Source organism: Micromonospora sp. NPDC048063, from assembly GCF_043202855.1.
GTDB lineage: Bacteria > Actinomycetota > Actinomycetes > Mycobacteriales > Micromonosporaceae > Micromonospora.
The window spans coordinates 1-17581 of sequence record NZ_JBIDBG010000015.1 but is presented as its reverse complement, the minus strand read 5'-3'; the positions used below and the strand labels follow the sequence as shown (position 1 = coordinate 17581).

The 17581-nt window shown below is 71.2% G+C and carries 17 protein-coding genes; 8 read left to right on the top strand and 9 right to left on the bottom strand.

The genetic code is table 11. The features are described from left to right. Positions 1-103: 103 nt before the first annotated feature. Positions 104-1924, bottom strand: a complete 1821-nt coding sequence (locus tag ACGFZ2_RS27605; protein WP_393458403.1) for a hypothetical protein — start codon at positions 1922-1924, stop codon at positions 104-106. 285 nt (positions 1925-2209) lie between these two features. On the opposite strand from ACGFZ2_RS27605, the gene ACGFZ2_RS27600 reads away from it, so the two are divergent. Next, the gene (locus tag ACGFZ2_RS27600) at positions 2210-2551 is read left to right on the top strand and encodes an ArsR/SmtB family transcription factor (protein WP_393267222.1); all 342 of its coding nucleotides are present in this window, start codon (positions 2210-2212) and stop codon (positions 2549-2551) included. A 3-nt stretch (positions 2552-2554) separates the two neighbouring features. After that, the gene (locus ACGFZ2_RS27595; RefSeq protein ID WP_393267225.1) at positions 2555-3040 is read left to right on the top strand and encodes an SRPBCC domain-containing protein; all 486 of its coding nucleotides are present in this window, start codon (positions 2555-2557) and stop codon (positions 3038-3040) included. An 85-nt stretch (positions 3041-3125) separates the two neighbouring features. Here the strand turns inward: ACGFZ2_RS27595 and rox are convergent, their stop codons facing one another. The 4 genes from rox to ACGFZ2_RS27575 all read right to left on the bottom strand — a co-directional run bounded on the left by rox (position 3126) and on the right by ACGFZ2_RS27575 (position 8354). Then, positions 3126-4589 (bottom strand): rifampin monooxygenase, encoded by a 1464-nt coding sequence (gene rox, locus ACGFZ2_RS27590; RefSeq protein WP_393458400.1) that lies wholly within the window; start codon positions 4587-4589, stop codon positions 3126-3128. A 374-nt stretch (positions 4590-4963) separates the two neighbouring features. Continuing rightward, complete coding sequence (locus ACGFZ2_RS27585) at positions 4964-5707, bottom strand: N-acetyltransferase (protein WP_393458397.1); 744 nt, start codon at positions 5705-5707, stop codon at positions 4964-4966. 9 nt (positions 5708-5716) lie between these two features. After that, positions 5717-6415: a DUF998 domain-containing protein gene (locus tag ACGFZ2_RS27580; protein ID WP_393267230.1), complete on the bottom strand. Its 699-nt coding sequence runs from the start codon at positions 6413-6415 to the stop codon at positions 5717-5719. A gap of 115 nt (positions 6416-6530) precedes the next feature. Then, positions 6531-8354, bottom strand: coding sequence for an AMP-dependent synthetase/ligase (locus ACGFZ2_RS27575; RefSeq protein ID WP_393458394.1), 1824 nt, complete (start codon positions 8352-8354; stop codon positions 6531-6533). 574 nt (positions 8355-8928) lie between these two features. On the opposite strand from ACGFZ2_RS27575, the gene ACGFZ2_RS27570 reads away from it, so the two are divergent. Then, a complete protein-coding gene (locus ACGFZ2_RS27570) occupies positions 8929-9336 on the top strand; it encodes a TraR/DksA family transcriptional regulator (RefSeq protein WP_393458391.1) in 408 nt (135 codons plus the stop codon). A 26-nt stretch (positions 9337-9362) separates the two neighbouring features. Here the strand turns inward: ACGFZ2_RS27570 and ACGFZ2_RS27565 are convergent, their stop codons facing one another. The 3 genes from ACGFZ2_RS27565 to ACGFZ2_RS27555 form a co-directional block, all read right to left on the bottom strand. Next, positions 9363-9521 carry a hypothetical protein gene (locus tag ACGFZ2_RS27565; RefSeq protein WP_393458388.1) on the bottom strand — a complete coding sequence of 53 codons (159 nt, stop codon included), beginning with the start codon at positions 9519-9521 and terminating at the stop codon, positions 9363-9365. Next, positions 9518-9691, bottom strand: a complete 174-nt coding sequence (locus tag ACGFZ2_RS27560) for a hypothetical protein (protein ID WP_393458385.1) — start codon at positions 9689-9691, stop codon at positions 9518-9520. Before ACGFZ2_RS27560 ends, ACGFZ2_RS27565 begins: the two co-directional genes overlap by 4 nt. A gap of 117 nt (positions 9692-9808) precedes the next feature. Then, entirely contained in the window at positions 9809-11071 is a 1263-nt protein-coding gene (locus tag ACGFZ2_RS27555; protein WP_393267240.1) for an NAD(P)/FAD-dependent oxidoreductase, read from the bottom strand. A 154-nt stretch (positions 11072-11225) separates the two neighbouring features. Here ACGFZ2_RS27555 and ACGFZ2_RS27550 point away from each other — a divergent pair, with 154 nt between their 5' ends. The 5 genes from ACGFZ2_RS27550 (at position 11226) to ACGFZ2_RS27530 (ending at position 16315) form a co-directional block, all read left to right on the top strand. Further along, complete coding sequence (locus ACGFZ2_RS27550; RefSeq protein ID WP_393267243.1) at positions 11226-12803, top strand: helix-turn-helix domain-containing protein; 1578 nt, start codon at positions 11226-11228, stop codon at positions 12801-12803. A 212-nt stretch (positions 12804-13015) separates the two neighbouring features. Continuing rightward, positions 13016-14599 carry a DHA2 family efflux MFS transporter permease subunit gene (locus tag ACGFZ2_RS27545; RefSeq protein WP_393458382.1) on the top strand — a complete coding sequence of 528 codons (1584 nt, stop codon included), beginning with the start codon at positions 13016-13018 and terminating at the stop codon, positions 14597-14599. 67 nt (positions 14600-14666) lie between these two features. Continuing rightward, on the top strand, positions 14667-14981 hold the full coding sequence (locus ACGFZ2_RS27540) for a GNAT family N-acetyltransferase (protein ID WP_393458379.1): 315 nt from the start codon (positions 14667-14669) through the stop codon (positions 14979-14981). A gap of 219 nt (positions 14982-15200) precedes the next feature. Beyond that, positions 15201-15983 carry a PQQ-dependent sugar dehydrogenase gene (locus ACGFZ2_RS27535; protein WP_393458376.1) on the top strand — a complete coding sequence of 261 codons (783 nt, stop codon included), beginning with the start codon at positions 15201-15203 and terminating at the stop codon, positions 15981-15983. Next, on the top strand, positions 15941-16315 hold the full coding sequence (locus ACGFZ2_RS27530; RefSeq protein WP_393458373.1) for a hypothetical protein: 375 nt from the start codon (positions 15941-15943) through the stop codon (positions 16313-16315). The genes ACGFZ2_RS27535 and ACGFZ2_RS27530 overlap by 43 nt, the downstream gene beginning before the upstream one ends. A 67-nt stretch (positions 16316-16382) precedes the next feature. Here ACGFZ2_RS27530 and ACGFZ2_RS27525 read toward each other — a convergent pair whose 3' ends face one another. After that, positions 16383-17459 (bottom strand): GH25 family lysozyme, encoded by a 1077-nt coding sequence (locus ACGFZ2_RS27525; protein ID WP_393458370.1) that lies wholly within the window; start codon positions 17457-17459, stop codon positions 16383-16385. Positions 17460-17581 lie beyond the last annotated feature (122 nt).

Sequence of the window (17581 nt, the reverse complement as noted above, 5' to 3'; positions counted from 1 at the left end):
GCAACCTCTGGTGGATGGGCCCGCCGTGATCCGGCGGGCCCATCCATCGCACCGCCTACCGGGTCGCGTCCGGCGGCGGGTCGGTCTACGTGCCCGGTTCGGACTACTTCTTGGGCAGCGGGAAGCGGGCCAGGTCCATGCCGTGCATGCCCCAGGTCGACTTGCCGTCCGGGGTGAAGTGGAACGCGGGGTTGTTGTACCAGCCGCGCGGCACGTTGTCGTACAGCGTGGTCACCGCGCCGCCCGGGACGGTCGGCAGCTCGCAGATGTCGTTGGTCCAGTGCACCCAGGAGAAGACCCGGCCGTCGACCCCGTTGAACTGGCCGTACCCGCCGAGGTCGCCCTCCATCACGATGGTGCGGGTGTGCAGGTCGTAGGCGAACCAGGCGCCGCGCGGGCGCCGGCCCATGGCGTAGAGCAGGTTGCCCACGACGTGCAGGCTCTCGTACGACTGCCAGTCCGGCTTGATCTCCTCGCGCCACAGCAGCGTACGGGTGACGATGTCGACGGCAGCGACCTGCGCGACCTTGCGGATCGGGCCGGTGGTGCCCTCGCCGTAGGTGTCGCCGGCGATGTAGGCGGTGGTGCCCTGCACCACCACGTCCATGACGCTCTGTTCGGGCAGGAACTCGCGGTGCGCGTCGAAGGTGTTGGTGGCCAGGTCGACGAAGGTCAGCGCGCCGGTGTGCCTGGTGGTCTGCGGGCTGGACGCCACGATGAGCTGGTTTCGCGGCTGGTCCACGACGATCCGCTTGGTGCGTAGCTGCTCGTTGCCGAGCAGGCCGAGCACGCTGATCTCGTAGTTGTCCGGGTCGACCGCCACGATCTGCGTGCTGGGGTAGAGGCCCGCGTAGACCACGCCGGCCTTGCCCTCGGCCATCGTCTTGACCTCGCCGTTGATGTCGAACCGGTCGTTGGTGCCGGCCTCGGTGCGGTGCACGGTCATCGCGTAGTGGCCGCCGACCCAGATCGTGCCCCGGGTGTGCCGCATCATCGACTGGATGGTCTCCGGGTATCCGAAGCCGCGGGTGGCGGTCTGCCACACGCTGGCCGTGCCGCCCGGCGTCGCCTTCCAGACGTGCCCCAGCCCGCTGACGCCGAGCAGGGCGCCGCCGGGCAGCGGGGCGAGGAGCGCGTTCTCCACGTCGGCGAGGGGCTGGCCGACCTTGACGAGCCCGTCGGCGGTGACCTCGTACAGGTTGGTGGTGAGTCGGGTCAGCGCGTACACCTTGCCGTCGCTGCCGACGGTGACCTGGTCGACGTAGCGGTCCTCGGCGGGGATGTCCCGAGAGACCCGGTTGGAGCCGTCGCGGTCGAAGGAGATCAGCTGCCGGCCGCTGGCGACGTAGATGACGCCGTCGGAGACCGTCATGTCGAGGATGCCGACCGGGGAGGCGCTCAGGTGCGGGGTCAGGTTGGTGGGCGCGCCGCCGGCCTTCGGCCAGGCCAGCAGTGTGCCGGGCGCGGCCGACCCGCCGTAGACGTACTCGTCGTCGACCGCCACGGCCGCCGCGTACTGGGAGGTGGAGATGCGGCCGTACGTCTCGATGGTCGCGTCGGCGAGGCGGATCCGCTTGACGGTGCAGTCCGGGTACGTGCCGATGTAGAGGTGCTCGCCGTGCACGACCATGTCGTAGTACCAGGTGGTGCTGCCTCCGGCGCGGGCCCAGGCCGCCAGCTCCTTGGTCTGCGGGTCGAACCGGTAGACGTACGCGCTGCCGGCGGGGCCGATGTAGACGTACCGGCCGTCGGCGGCGAGCTTCTGCCCGCCGTTGCTGGGGATGGTGAGGTCGTCGATGCTGCGCATCTCGCCGGTGTTGACGTCGAACTCGCCCAGCCGCATCTTCCCCTCGGGCGTGTTGAACCGGGAGGTGATGAAGACGCTGTTGCCGATGACGGCGGCACCCCGGACGGCGGCGGTCAAAGAGGCAGGACCGAAACTTGTGGGAGTGAGCTCCTGGTCGCCCTGAGCCATGGCCGGGCCGGTCACCGCCCCGTGGCCAACTGCCAGTGCGGCACCAGTAAGGGCACTACCCGCGAGGAGCGAACGACGGCTGAGGGGCATGGGGGCTCCGTTCGTCTAAGTCAATACGGCCCGGACCTTAATCACGCTGTTGGGGGCCGTCAAGGATCCCGTTCGGGTCGTCGGGCGGCAGCCTGGTGGGTCACGCCTTGACAACGTGCAACCGATCGGTTGTATATTCGGTCCGTGACCGAGGAGAGCGACGACCGGGCGGACGCCTTGTTCCACGCGCTCGCTGACCGCACCCGGCGCGACATCCTGCGCCGCGTGCTGACCGGGGAGCACTCCGTCTCCGCACTCGCGGCGAAGTACGACATGAGCTTCGCCGCGGTACAGAAGCACGTCGCCGTGCTGGAGAAGGCTGGTCTGCTGACCAAGCGACGCAGTGGTCGCGAACAGTTGGCCAGCGGCGACGTGGAAGCGGTGCGGTCGGTGGCCTCCATGCTCACCGAGCTCGAACAGGTTTGGCGTGGCCGCATCGCACGCATCGACGTACTCATCGCATCCGACCCCGATCAGGAGGACTGAACCATGCCCGTGACCGACGTCCAGCACGACCTTGACAACCTGACCCTGACCATCACCGCGGACTTCGCCGCGCCGGTAGAGCGGATCTGGCAGGTCTACGCCGACCCTCGCCAACTGGAGAAGGTGTGGGGACCGCCGACCTACCCGGCGACGGTGGTCGACCACGACCTCACGCCTGGCGGTCGGGTGACCTACTACATGACCGGCCCGGAGGGCGACAAGCACGCCGGATACTGGCTGGTCGCCACCGTCGACGAGCCGAGGGGCTTCTCCTTCGACGACGGCTTCGCCGACCTGGACTTCAACCCGAGGCCGGAACTGCCGGTCTCCAAGAACGCCTACACCTTCACCGAGCACAACGGCGGCACCCGCGCGACCTACGTGAGCAGGTACGCCTCCGCCGAGGCGCTTCAGCAGGTGCTGGACATGGGCGTCGTGGAGGGCGCCACATCGTCGATCAACCAGATTGACGACCTGGTCGCCTCCTGATCGTTGTGGGACCGGGGCCACCACGGCCCCGGTCCCACAACGACGGGTCGGTGGGTGACGCCCAGGGCCCCGGCGGAAGCGTCCCTCACCCGGCCACAGGAGTTTTTGTGGCGCCGAACCACTTGGCCAGCGCGACCTCGAGCGTCTGCTGGTCCTCGCCCACCCACGCGACGTGCCCGTCCGGCCGGAGCAGTACCGCCGGGACGTCCAACTCCTCGCTGGTGTCGGCGACGTGGTCGACCCGGTCGGCCCAGCCGTCCACCGAAAGCCGCCCCGTCTGGTCGAGCAGCAGCCCGCTGCCGGTGCGCATCAGCTCGAACAGGCGCCCACGCTTGAGCTGGACGTCGCGCAGCCGCCGCCCGAGCAGGGCATGGCCCTCACCGAAGTCGTACCGGACGCTGATCGCCGTGATCTTCTCGATCAGGAACCGGTTGACGTCGTCGAAGTCCATCAGCTGCGCCAACAACCGCCGAACCGCCTGCGGTCCGGGCTCGTTGGTCGTCAGGTGCATCTGTACACGGGTGTTGTTCAGCACGTCGGCGGCCACCGGATGCCGCTCGGACTCGTAGCTGTCCAGCAGGTCGTCCGGCGCCCAGCCGTTGATGGCCGCTGCCAGCTTCCAACCCAGGTTGAACGAGTCCTGGATCCCGAGATTGAGCCCCTGCCCGCCCATCGGCGGGTGGACGTGCGCGGCGTCCCCAGCCAGAAACACCCGTCCGACCCGGTAGCGTTCGGCCTGGCGGGTCGCGTCGCCGAAGCGCGACAGCCAGCGGGGGGAGTGCGCGCCGAAGTCGGTGCCTGCGTACCTGCGCAACTGTTGCTTGAACTCCTCGAGCGTCGGCGGCACCGAGCGGTCTTCGGCCACGCCCTCCGCCGGCACGACGGCCCGGAACACCCCCGGCTTGCCCGACGGCCCGATCCCGAACCGCTTCTCGGTCTTGCGCACCGCGGTCATCACTGCGGTGATGTCGTCCGGGGACGCCGTCACCTCCATCTCGCCCAGCAGCGTGTCGATTTCCGACGGCTCGCCGGGGAATCCGACCCCGAGCAGTTTTCGAACCGTGCTGCGCCCACCGTCGCAACCGACGACAAACCGCGCCCGCAACGGCGTTGCAGTTCCATTCCCAAGGTGGACGGTCACGCCGTCGTCGTCCTGCTCCAGCCCGACCACCGCACAGCCGCGCCGGATCTCGGCTCCGACTTCGGCCGCGTGCTCGGCGAGCAGCCGGTCGGTGACCGTCTGCGGAATGCCGAGCACGTATCCGTGGGCGGTGTCCAGCCCGGTGGGAGCCGGCTTCTCGATGCCCGCGAAGAATCCCCGGGGTTCGCCGGGACGGATCGGGTACTGCTTGCCGTTTTCAAGGAACCGCTCCAACAGCCCCCGCTGATCCATCACCTCGATACTGCGCGCGTGCAGCCCGAGCGACCGCACGAACGGCGGCAGCTCGGCCTCCTTCTCCACCACGAGTACGCTGACGCCCTGCAGACGCAATTCGCTCGCCAGCATCATGCCGGTCGGGCCGCCGCCAGCGATGATCACATCGAACATGCATTCCCCCATGGTGTGCCGATTCTTGCGCTCGGCCGACGATTGTGCGCCACGACCGGGGTCTTGCCACAAGCCCGGGGGTGCGGTATATGTTAATAGTGGCAAGGAGTTCTCCTCCTTGCCTTTGTAGTTTCCGCCTTTGTGGTTTCCGCCTTTGTGGTTCCCGCCAGCGCGCAGCCCAGCCCACGGTTCGACGGCTGGCTCGCCGAGCACGATGGCAAACGAGCACCAGTTCGAACGTCACACAGTCGTGCTCCGGCGAGCGCATCCGGCTCAGGCCGCACGGTCTCGGCGGGCACGTCGGCGACCCGTTCGGCGATCGCGGAGCAGGAGCGATGAGCGGCCATCACGGCGCAGACCGCCGCGGTGACCACCTACAGGCGGTGCCGGACCCAGACGTTGGGCTCGACGTAGACAGCGTGGTCGTGCGCCACGTCGCAGTGCACGGGCACGAGGGCTCCCGGCACGTGGACGGGTCCGCTGGTGTCGAACGGCAGGCCCGTCCAGCGGCGCCAGTCGGCGAGCGTCCCGGTGATCGTCATCGACCGGGGAGCGACGCGTTCGATGCGTCCACCGGCCCGGACGTGCACCCGCAGCCACGGGTCGACCGGCAGGCCGTCCTCGCGGACCCGCGCCGCGTACTCCGTCATCGGCAGGTCGGGCTCGGCGTGCTTGCCGCTCGGGCGGACCGGCGCGACCAGCGTGTCGTAGCCCCGCTTCGCCACGGCCTCCCGCATGGCGGCGAGCATCAGGGCCGACAGGCCGGTGCCCCGCCGGTCCGGCCGGATGCAGATCTCCAGGGCCGAGACGAGGTTCGGGGTGGCGCCGGTGAGGCGGTTGATGGTGGCACGCTGGATCATCCGGTCCCAGCCGCCGTCGGGCAGCTCCGCCTCCGTCCAGCGCAGCGGCACGGCGTACGCCCGCGCGACGGCGCGTCCGGGCTCGGCGGAGTCGACGGCGACGAACACGAACTCGGGATACAGGTCGTGCGCGACGCCGTAGTACACGGCACCCATCGGATCCCAGAGCATGAACGGCGGCCACGCCCCGTCGAAGTCGTCGTCGAGCAGCGGTGCCAGGTCCGGGCGGTCCGCCAGGGACACGATCTTCACAGCCACGGCGGAACCCTAGAGGGTCGGGACCGTGCGGCGCACCTCGGATTCGGCAGGGGGCGGTTGCGAGTCGCGGAACATCGCTTCGCCCTTGACGAGCCACGCGGCACCGAAGGCGAGCACCGCCACCGCCTCGCACCAGAACAGCGGCTTGAGCGTGTCGCGGACGGAAAAGGGCAGCGCGTTGCTCGCCACAGCGAGCGCGATGGCGCCGATGATGATGCCGCCGCAGGCGTAGTAGATGCCGTTGCGGGCCCGCGTCCGCCCTGTCGCGGGGACCGTCGGGCCGGTCTGGGGGAACAGGAAGATGCAGAAAACGGCCAGCAGCACGAACAGGGCAGCGGCCGAGACCTGGTGCAGCCGCCCGATCGTGACGTCGGTGGGCGTGAGCGTTCCCCTCGGTGCACCCGTCGCGGCGGGGAACACCGCCACCGCGATCGCCAGCACGCCGGCGATCGAGCTGAGGACGTCGTCCACCTTCCGGTATCGGTAGCAGACGAGGAAGACGCCGATGGCGCACATTCCGCCGACGAAGACGTCTCGCATGTCGGTGTGGTAGAAGGCGCTGATCGAGTCGAGCAGGGCGAACCTGCCGGTGAGCAGCGCGTTGCCGACCGTCAGCACGATCGGCAACGCGATGCCGACCGTGCCGATCCCGAGGCGGAGACGGCGGAGGGTCACGGCGTCCTGCGGCGGCCTGACGGGCGAGGACATGACGCCTCCCTACTGCTGCAACGGTGTCGGCCGGGGGAGCCGGGCCGGCAGTGCTGTTGCAAGCAGTGGAATCCCTACGACGCTCCGTGTCAATCGACCTGTCCCCGGCAGGGCGTCAGTGGTCGCGGTAGAGCGCGTCGATGTCGGCGGCGTAGCGCTCCTGCACCACCGCTCGCCGCACCTTCAACGTGGGGGTGAGTTCACCGTCGGCCTCGGTGAGGTCGCGGGGAAGGATGCGGAACTTCTTGATCTGCTCGGCCCGGGACACCGCGCGGTTGGCCCGGTCGACCGCGTGCTGGACCGCCTCCCGCAGCGCCGGGGAATCCCGCAGGTCCGACACCGAGGCGTCCGCGCGACCGTGCGCGGCCCGCCACCCCGGCCACGCCTGCGGGTCGATCGTGACCAGCGCGACGAGGTAGGGCCGTCCGTCGCCGATCACCACGCACTGGCTGACCAGCGGATCCGCGCGGACCTGATCCTCGAACGGGGCGGGGGCGATGTTCTTTCCGGACGCCGTGACGATGATGTCCTTCTTCCGCCCGGTCACCCGCACGTAGCCGTCCTCGTCGAGTGCCCCGAGGTCGCCGGTGCGCAGCCAACCGTCGGTGAACGTCTCGCGGGTGGCCTCCGCGTTGTTCCAGTACCCGGGGAAGACTACCCCTCCCCGGGCCAGGATCTCCCCGTCCTCGGCGATCGCGATCTCGACTCCGGGCAGCGGACGACCCACCGTGCCGATCCGCATCGCCGCCGGCGTGTTGGCCGTCAGGGCGGGCGAGGTCTCGGTCAACCCGTACCCCTCGAGCACCGTGAGGCCGGCGCCGCGGAGGAAGTGCGCGAGCCGTTGCGCCAGCGGTGCCCCGCCGACGATCGCCACCCGGCAGCGTCCACCCAGCGCCGCCCGCAGCTTGCGATAGGCCAGCACGTCGCACACCAGATGCGCCAGCCGCAGCACGGTCCCCGGTCCGCCACGGGTGTCCAGCGCGCGGCTGTACCGCACCGCCACCCGGTCGGCGACCGCGAACAGCCAGCCCCGGTGCTCGTCGGCCGCCTTCCGTCTCGCCCGGTCGTAGATCTTCTCGAACACCCGCGGCACGGCCAGGACGAACGTCGGACGGTACCGGCGGAGCTGGTCCAGCACGCCGCCGATGTCCGCGCTGTGCACCATGGTGGCGCGCGTGCGTACGACGCCGACCTGGATCATCCGGGCGAAGGCGTGGGCCAGGGGCAGGAACAGCACCGTCGACGCGGCGGGATGGAACACCTCCGGCAGGATCGCGGTCGCGTTGCCGACGTCCAGGGCGATGTTGCCGTGCGTGAGGACGCAACCCTTCGGCCGTCCGGTCGTGCCGCTGGTGTACACGATCGTGGCGATGTCGCCGGCCGACACGCGCCGGCGGCGGGCCTCCACCTGCCCGACGTCGACGGCGCGGCCGGCCCCGGCCAGTCTGATCAGGTCGCCCGCGTCGATCTGCCACGCGTGCGCCAACGCCGGCAGGGAGTCGCGCAGACCGTCCAGCATCGCGGCGTGCCCGGCCGTCTCCACCACGCAGGCGACCGCGCCGGAATCGGAGAGGATCCAGGCCAACTGGTCCGCGCTCGACGTGTCGTACACGGGAACCGTCACCGCGCCGACGGACCACAGCGCGTAGTCCACCAGGGTCCACTCGTACCGGGTGCGGCTCATCAGCGCCACCCGGTCGCCCGGCTGGACACCCGTGGCCACCAGACCTCGGGCGACCGCCTGCACGTCGTCGCGGAACTGTCGGCAGCTCACGGTCGTCGCGCCCCGCCCGGACCGGCGAGCCGGCCAGGACCGGGGGTCGGGGTCCGGTCGTACGAACTGCGTCTGGTCCGGATCGCGTTCGGCGTTGTGCCACACCACCTCGGCCAGGCCGCGCTCGACGTCGGTGACGACCGGCGCAACCGCCATCTCCCGCACGCTCGCCCACCTACCCTCAGTCAGGTCGCTGAGAGTTCGATGATGAGGTGTGTACCGGCGTCCGGTCGCGCGAACGGCGAAACCCGGCCTCCTGGTTCCGCGGCGTGATAGCCGAGCGTCCCGGCGGCTGAGGGCCGCCCGCCACCCCGCCCGCCGAAGGTCCCCGCGGCCCGGCCTTGTGGCCGCCGCCGCAGGTGGTGGCCGATACGCGGGCAGCCGGTCTATGGTGACGCCGTGATCCGCTGCGGCCTGTCCCGGCAGCCCCGCTCGTCGGGGCTGCGGGCCGCTGCTGCACACCCGCGCCCGGTCCCCGCGGCAGCGGCGCCGTCGACGAACGCGCGGGCCCGCCTCGTCGCCGACCCGACCATGCGTCACCTCGTCGTGCCGGTGGTCGCCCGCGTCCGCCGGGGCACGGTCGCGCCGATCGTCGCGCCGCCGACCCGGCGGGCGCCCGGCCAGCGCCGCCCGCCGCCACCCGGCCGACATCTCAGGTCCGGCACCGGCGGGCGGAGCGCATCAGCGCTCCGCCCTTTCTTTTCGTCCCGAGCAGGAAGGAACCCCGATCGTGTACGTCGTGAGCAGGCAGGACGAGTTGGGCGTACTGCGGATCGTCCTGGAGGAGCAGTACGAGCGGCACAGCACCCAGCTGGCGCTGCTGGACCGGCAGGCCCGCCGGATGCGCGCCGACGTCGAGGCCGCCTCCGCGTTGACCGCCGCCACCCGGCGGGCCCTGGGCGACATCGCCCGGGCACTGCACTACCTCAAACAGGGCCACTACGGCACCTGCGAAGGGTGCCGCGGCGACATCCCCATCGAGCAGTTGGCGCACCTGCCGTCCGCCCGGTACTGCACCACCTGCCAGCCCGAATCCCACCAGCAGGCCACCCACGGCACACACAGCGCCGCCCCCGCCGGCGTACCTGTCGAAGACAAGTGGCCGAAGGCCGGAGCGCCGTCCTGGCGCCGGCTCCACGGCCGGTAGACCACGCGATCAGACGGCGCGGGGACCTACGCGGCCTCCACCGCGATCTCCATGAACCGGGCGACCTGCGGCAGGTCCCGCGCGCGGAAGTAGGCCGCCGGGTCGTCGCGCCACACCTCGGGGCGGATGCGCTCGTCGAGCGTGTCGACGGCGGTGGCCAGGAGCTGCCGCTGAGCCGGCGTCAAGGGTCCTCCCGCCGCCAGGCATGCGCTGACGCGGGAGTCCCGAGGAAGCTGAGCGTGGCGTGCAAGCCGATCGGCCGGTACAGCTGCACGCAGGACCACAGCGCCGACACCCGGCGCCGGTGCGGCAGGGCCGGATCGCGGACCTGGCGGGCGTAGGCGCCGAAGCTCACGACCGCGAGGCTGACCGGAAAGCGGCGCGGCCCGCCGACCGTGGTTCCTGGTCGGCGGGCCGTCGACGTTCTGCCGGGGTGAGTCGGGCCGAACCGGCCGGCCCGGGGCGGTGCCGGTCAGCGCAGCGGGTCGAAGGGGCGCAGCTCCACGGGCTGCCCACCGCCAGTGATCTGCTCGGCGAGCAGTTCGCCGGTGAGCGGGCCGAGGGTGATGCCCCACATGCCGTGGCCGCCGGCGGCGAAGACGCGCGGCGAGCGGGTCCGGCCGATCAGGGGCAGGCCGTCGGGGGTGCAGGGTCGCGCACCCACCCACTCGTCGGCGCGGGCGTCGAGGTCGGCGCCCCGCAGCAGCGGTCGTGCGGCCTCGGCGATGGCGGAGATGCGGCGACGGTCGAGCGGCGCCTCGGCGCTGCGGAACTCCATCATCCCGGCGACGCGCAGCCGGTCCCCCAGGGGCGTGCAGGCGACGCGCTGCGCGGGGAAGTAGACCGGACCGGCCGGCATGTGCTCGATCGCGACGCTGAAGCTGTACCCGCGGCCGGCCTGCACGACGGTCCGGACGCCAAAGCGCCGACCCAGCTCACCGAGCCAGGTGCCGGTCGCCAGCACCACCGCGTCGTAGCGCTCGTCCGTGCCGGCGGTGGTGATCACCCGGACGCCGGTGCCCTCGTCGCGGATGTCGGTGACATCGGCGCCGGCGACGATCGACGCGCCGCGGGCGCGGACGGAGTCGGCGAGCGCGTGCACGTACTGCCCGGGGTTGATGTACCGCTGGTCGTGCAGGCGGATGGCGGCGCCGACATTGTCCGACAGCGACGGCTCCACCTCGCGCGCCTCGGCCCCGGTCAAAACGTCGAACTCGATCGCCTGGCCGGCGGAGTGGATGTGCGCCAGCTCGTCCAGCAGGACCGACCGCTCGGCCTCGGTCCGGTACGCGGCCATGAACGACTTCGCCTCGTGCGTCATCGCCCCGACCCCGCCGGCCGCCAGCGCGTCGAACGACTCCAACGCGCGCCGGTTCATCGGGATGAAGGCCCGCATCGCGGTGCGCCACTTCGACGGGGTGCTGTGCCGGGCGAAGCCGGTCAGGAACCGCAGGAGCCGGGCGTCGGCGCGCGGCGGCACGTAGACCGGCGACGACGGGCTCAGCACGGCCCGCAGCCCGTAGCGCAGCACCGCCGGCTCCGGCAGGGGAGTGGTGATGCCGGGCGTGAGCCAGCCCGCGTTGCCCCACGACGCGCCCGCCGCCACGCCCGTACGGTCGAGCACGGTGACCTGGACGCCCCGTTCCTGCAGGAACCAGGCGGTGGCCAGCCCGACCATCCCCGCGCCGACGACGGCGACGTGTTGGGGGGCGGGGGCGGACTCGATGGGGGGCATCGGTTTCTCTCCTTCAGGGCAACCGGTCTCTCCTTCAGGGCGACCGGGATCGCGCCCATCCTGTCCCCGACCCGCCGGTACGTCATTGTTCCGGCAGGCCAAGGCTTGTTCCGACGATTGGCCGGGGCGAACAAGGACGAGGCACAATCTGGTGGTGATCACCGTGGCTGGCGTGGTGGACGCGGTCGGCGCCGCGTTGCTCAAGGTCGTCGTATCCGCCGACGAGGCCGAGGTCCGCGACGTGACCCTCGCCGAGGTCGACGACGCCACGAGCGGCCAGAGCGGCGACCTCGTGCTCGGTGCGGGCATCGGCACACCGGACCAGGCGCTCGCCGTCGTCGCGCGCTACGCCGAGGCGGGGGCGGCCGGACTCGTGCTCAAGCCTCCGCTGGCCGGGCACCCCGCCGTGACGGCGGCCGCCGCCGAGCGGCGGCTGACCCTGGTCGAGCTGCAGAGCCACGGTTCGTGGGCCCAGCTCGTCTGGCTGCTGCGCGGGGTGATCGACCGGGCCGTCGCGCCCGGCCCGGCCGACACCGGGGAGACCGGGGTGTACGACGAGCTGTTCGCCCTCGCCGACGCGGCCGCCGCCGTGGTCGACGCGCCCGTGACGATCGAGGACGCCCAGTCCCGGGTGCTGGCGTACTCGTCACGTCAGGACCGCGCCGACCCGGCGCGCGTCTCGACGATCGTCGGGCGGCGCGCCCCCGGCAACGTGGTCGCGCACTTCCGGTCCCGTGGCGTCTTCCGCAAGCTGGCGACGGGCAGCGAGCTGATCTTCGTGCCGCAGGGGCCCGACGGGACGCTGCCCCGGCTCATCATCCCGATCCGGGCCGGGGGCGAGCTGCTCGGCTCGATCTGGGCCGTCGTCGAGGGCCCGGTCCCCGCCGCGCGGCTACGCGATCTCCAGGGCGCGGCGTCCGTGCTGGCGCTGCACCTGCTCCGCCTGCGGGTGCAGGCCGACGTCGCCCGCCGGGTGTCGGCCGACCGGCTGCGCGCCGCCCTGCGGGCGCCCGGTCGGTTGGGCCGGGAGGAGTTGGCGCTTCCCGAGGGCCCGTGGCGGGTCGTCGGGCTCGGCGCGCACGGCGGGACGGGGGAGATGGTGGACAACCTGGCCATGTGGGAGTCGATCACCCGTCGCCACGGGTGGCGCCAACCGCTGATCGCGGACGTCGGCGACGTCCTGTTCGCCGTCCTGGTCGACGGCGGCGAGTCGCCCGGGTCCCGGCGCTGGATGGAGCGGCTGATCCGCGACATCGCCGTGCACGACCCGGGGCTGTACGCCGCGTCCGGCGGCGTCGCCAGGAACCTGACGGACCTGCCGCGCTCCCGGGCCGAGGCGGCGGAGCTGCTCGCGCTGCACGGCCCGGCCCGGCAGCGGGGACCGGTGCTGCGGTTCGAGGACCAGTGGGCGGAGGTGGTCGTGCACCGCGTGGTCCGCGCCGTGCCGAGCGCCGACCTGCTGGTCGGCGGCCCGCTGCCCGACCTCGTCGCCCATGACCGGCAGCACGGCACCGACTACGTCGCCACCATCGCGGCCTGGCTGGAGCAGCAGGGCGACCCGAAGCGGGCCGCCCGGCAGTTGCACGTGCACCCCAACACGCTCCGGTACCGCATGCGCCGCCTCGCCGAGGTCGTCGCCGTCGATCTCGAGTCGCCGCGTACGCGGTTGGCGTTGCAGATCCAACTCGCGGCGCTGGGTCCCGCGCCGGGCGCGCCCCGCCCGACGGCATAGCGGGAACGCTTTCAACGTTCTGGAGTGGGCCTTTCGGCGCGACTTGTGCGGAGTGACGTCGGCCTCGACAGCCGGAAATCCGGAAGCCGAATGTCACTGCCGGTCGTTAGTCTGCCCGCGGACATCGCTGCGCACGTGACAGCGCGCGCCGGCCGTACCGGATCGGCGCCCGGCCAGCTCCCGCTGGCCCCAACGGGGATTCAGGAGACTTTGTGACACAGCAATCCATCGCGACCTCAGACAAGCTCGACGGCGCGGTCCTCAAGGTGGCAGGGGTCGTCGTCCTCGGCGCGATCATGTCGATCCTCGACGTGACGGTCGTCAGCGTCGCCCTGCCGACCTTCCAGCGCGAGTTCGACGCGACCTACGCCCAGGTCGCCTGGACGATGACCGCCTACACGCTCGCGCTGGCCACCGTGATCCCGCTCAGCGGCTGGGCCGCCGACCGGTTCGGCACCAAACGCCTCTACATGGTCGCGCTGGCCCTGTTCACGATCGGATCCGTGCTGTGCGCCACGGCCGACACGATCGGGCAGCTGATCGGCTACCGCGTGCTGCAGGGCCTCGGCGGCGGCATGCTCATGCCGATCGGCATGACGATCATGACCCGGGCAGCCGGGCCCCACCGGATCGGCCGGCTGATGGCCGTCCTCGGCATCCCGATGCTGCTCGGCCCCATCGGAGGCCCGATCCTCGGCGGCTGGTTGATCGACACGGCGAGCTGGCACTGGATCTTCCTGATCAACCTGCCGATCGGCGCCATCGCGCTCGTCTACGCCGCGCTGGCGCTGCCGAAGGACGCCCCCGAGCCGTCCGAGTCGTTCGACTTCGTCGGCATGCTGATGCTCTCGCCAGGCCTCGCCCTGTTCCTCTACGGCGTCTCCACGCTGCCCGAGGCCGGCACCTTCGCCGACACCGAGGTATGGGCACCCATGCTGGTCGGCGGAGCGCTCGTCGTCGCGTTCGTCCTCTACTCCTTCAAGCCCCGGCACCCCCTGCTCGACCTGCGGCTGTTCGCCAACCGCAACCTGACCATCGCGTCGGTGACCATGTTCGTGTTCATCATCGCGTTCATGGGCGCCGGCATTCTGTTCCCGAGCTACTTCCTGCTGGTCCGCGGCGAGTCGACGCTGGCCGCCGGCCTGCTGATAGCGCCGCAGGGCATCGGCGCGATGATGACGATGCCGATCGCCGGGATGCTGGCCGACCGGGTGCCCGTCGGTCGCACCGTGCCGTTCGCGCTGGTGCTCATCGCCGCCGGGTTCTTCACCTTCACCCAGCTCGGCCCGGACACGTCGTACTGGCTGCTCTGCGGGTCGCTGTTCGTCATGGGCCTCGGCATGGGCGGCACCATGATGCCGATCATGACCTCGGCGCTGAAGACCCTCAGCGCCCACGAGGTCGCCCGCGGTTCCACGCTGGTCAACATCCTCCAGCAGATCGGCGGATCCGTCGGCGCCGCGGTGATGTCGGTGATCCTCACCAACGAGCTGAACGGCTCGCGGCCGATCCCCGGCGTGACCGACCCGAGTGGCGAGCCGGTGACCGAAGCCGGCCTCGCCACCGCCGTCCAGCAGCAGCCGGAGCTGACCCAGCAGTTCCCCGTCGACCCGTCGCTCATCGACCGTGGCCTCGACTTCGCCGCCGGTGCGTTCGCGAACACGTTCTGGATCGGCTTCGCGCTGGTGCTGGCCACGTTCATTCCGGCCGCGTTCCTGCCCCGTCGGCGCAAGCCGTCGCACCTGCTCGACGACCAGCAGGCAGAGCAGGAGAAGGTTCCCGTCATGCTCCACTGACCCGCGGCCGGGCGGGGCCGTCGGGCACACCCCGGCGGCCCCGCCCGGTCCGTGGAATGCTCCGTGATTGGATGGCTTGGTGCAGTTCACCGTTACAGACGCGCCGGAGCGGGAGCGTTTCGAGGCGCGGGACGAGACCGGAGCGCTGGCCGGTGTGGTCACCTATCAGCTGACCGGCACCATCGTCGCCTACACCCACACCGAGGTCGACGCGGAGTTCGAGGGCCGGGGAGTGGCATCGACCCTGGCCCGAGCGGTGATGGACGACGCTCGCGCCCGAGGCCGGACAGTGGTGCCCATCTGCCCGTTCCTCAGCGGATGGCTGGAGAAGCACCCCGAGTACGACGCCATCGTGGCCCGGTCGACGCGCAAGATGAAGTAGCCGGCCGGGTCACCTCGCCGGCAGCCGAGCGAGACCACGCGCCGCGGGCTGGGGTCCGTCCCGGTGCGTCGCCTGACGGCCGCACATGCGGCGTCTCCGTGGCGGGCGTCGCGGTGACGGTCCCGAGACGGCGGGACGAGGAGAGTGGTGTCGCGCTCGCCTGTCCCTGGCGGGCGACGCCGGCATCAACTGGCGTGTGTCGAGGACCCGGGGTACGCCATGAGAAGACGCAGCGTTGTCGCCGGTATCGCCCTCGCCCTCGCCGTCTGCGTCAGCGTCGCCGGGCCGCCCGCCACGGCGACCGCTCACGAGCCCACCGGCGAGCGTGGATTCGGCTGGCACGGATTCGACTTCACCCGACCGGAGACCGTCGCCACCGGCCTCGAAGCGCCGTGGGGGCTGGACTTCCTGCCCGACGGCAGCGCGCTCGTCACCGAGCGGAACAGCGGGCGGGTCCTGCGGGTACGTCGTGGGTCGGCCCCGCAGCAGGTCACGCAGATCTCGGGGGTCGTCGCGACGGGCGAGGCCGGACTGCTCGGGTTGACAGTCTCGCCCTGGTACCGCACCGACGGCCACGTGTACGCGTACCTCACCTCCAGCACGGCCAACCGGATCATCCGCTTCCGCCTTACCGCGCCGCAGGTCCAGCAGCCGATCCGCACCGGGCTCGCCCGGTCCGGCGCGCACGACGGCGGGCGCATCGCGTTCGGCCCGGACGGGATGCTCTACGCGGGCGTCGGCGACGCCGGACCGCCGGCCACCGCCCAGGATCCGTCGCACCGCAACGGGAAGATCCTGCGGATGCGGTCGGACGGCAGCGTGCCGTGGAGCAATCCGACCGCCGGGTCTTTGGTCTACAGCCTCGGCCACCGCAACGTGCAGGGCCTGGCCTGGGACTGGCGGGGTCGGCTCTACGCGGCCGAGTTCGTTCGAGCCGCTTCGACGAGGTCAACCGCATCGTGCCGGGCGGCAACTACGGCTGGCCGGTGGTGGAGGGAGTGACCGACGACCCGGGCTTCCGCGACCCGATCGTGACGTGGACGCCCGCCGAGGCGTCGCCCAGCGGCGTGGTGATCGTGGGCAGGACGCTCTACGGCGCCGCCCTGCGCGACGTTGGCGGCGATCTGGGGTGCGGTGGCGGCGATGAGGGCGGCGCAGTGTGGGGGGCAGGGCGGCGCCGAGGCCCATTTCAGGTAGGGGTGTCCACATCCTCCCGGGGGAAAGCCCAACCCTCGGTGCTCTGTTGGTCACCGTGGCTGGGCTGTGCCGGCGGTATCGGTGCCGGCGCAGCCCAGTCGTGGGTGGTTGGGTCTCCTCGTGCCGGGTGGACATAGCGAGTGGGGTTCGCGGTTCGTGGTTTCCGTGCCGAGGCTTGGTTGGCGGCGGTGGTCTGGGGAGGGGTCAGTCCCACTGGTCCTGGTTGAGGAAGCGGGCGAGGCCCCGCCACGAGTTCGGTCCCATCACCCCGTCGATCGGGCCGGTGTAGCCCCAGCCGGAGGCGAGTCGCTGCACCGCCTTCCAGGTGTTCGGCCCCGGTACGCCGTCGATGGGGCCGGTGTAGCCGTAGTTGCGCATGGCTCGTTGGAGCGCGGCGTACGTGTTCACGCCGGGCACGCCGTCGATCGGGCCGGTGTAGCCGGCGGTGATCCGTAGCCAGTTCTGCATCCGTTGGTAGAAGATCGGGCCGGGGATGCCGTCCTGCTCGGTGGTGGTCTTGGGCAGTGGGTCGTCCGGCGGCGGGTCGACCGGTGCGCCGTCAACGATCTCGAACGCGCTCGGCTTGGCCACGTTCAGGTCCACGGATGCGATTCCGCCTGTCGATCCGGACGAACTGTACTGGTGCGCACTCCATGTCGGGTAGGCGCCGCCCAGGTTCGGCTCTCCGGGGTAGCTGCCGTTGTTGGCGCCCCACGACGCCACCCAGAGCTTCACGCCGGCCGTGATCGTTCGAGGCCACGTCCCGGAGCGCAGGTCTGCCGCACCCATGTACAGCCAGGGCACCTGGTTGCCGATCCGGTCGCGCATGTGCTGGAAGAATGTCGCGACGTCGGTGTCGTTCCACAGCCTCGTCGAGTCGTCGAGCACCTCGTTGTCCAGCGCGATCACGTCGCCAGGCCGATAGTCGTGCAGGTGGTCGGCAAAGTAGTCGGCAGCCTGAACGGGGGCTTGGAAGTCTCCAGCGAGCCAGTAGTGGCCAACCTTGAGCCCCGCTGCCCGTGCACCATCCACCTGGATCGCGTACTGCGAGCCGGTGTACGGGCCCTCCGACAGTTGGGAGCCGCCAGCCTTCACGATCACGAACTGGTAGCCGTCGGCGCCGACATCGGTGAAGTCGATACCGGCTTGCCAGGTAGAAACGTCAATGCCGGACACCGTGCCGGCCGGCAGCGCTGCGGCGGCAGGGGCCGCCGCTGCGCTCACCGGCAACACGAAGGCAACTGCGGCCACCACCGCAAGCCGCCCCAGGAAAGCGGTCATGTTGAATCTCCCGTCGAAAAGTCCCTGCTAAGAGCGCGTCTCAGGTGGCGGTTGGCTGACCTTGGTGGTAGATCATCTCTACTGTGGATGAACGGTTGGTTCACCAGTGGGTGCCGGATGAG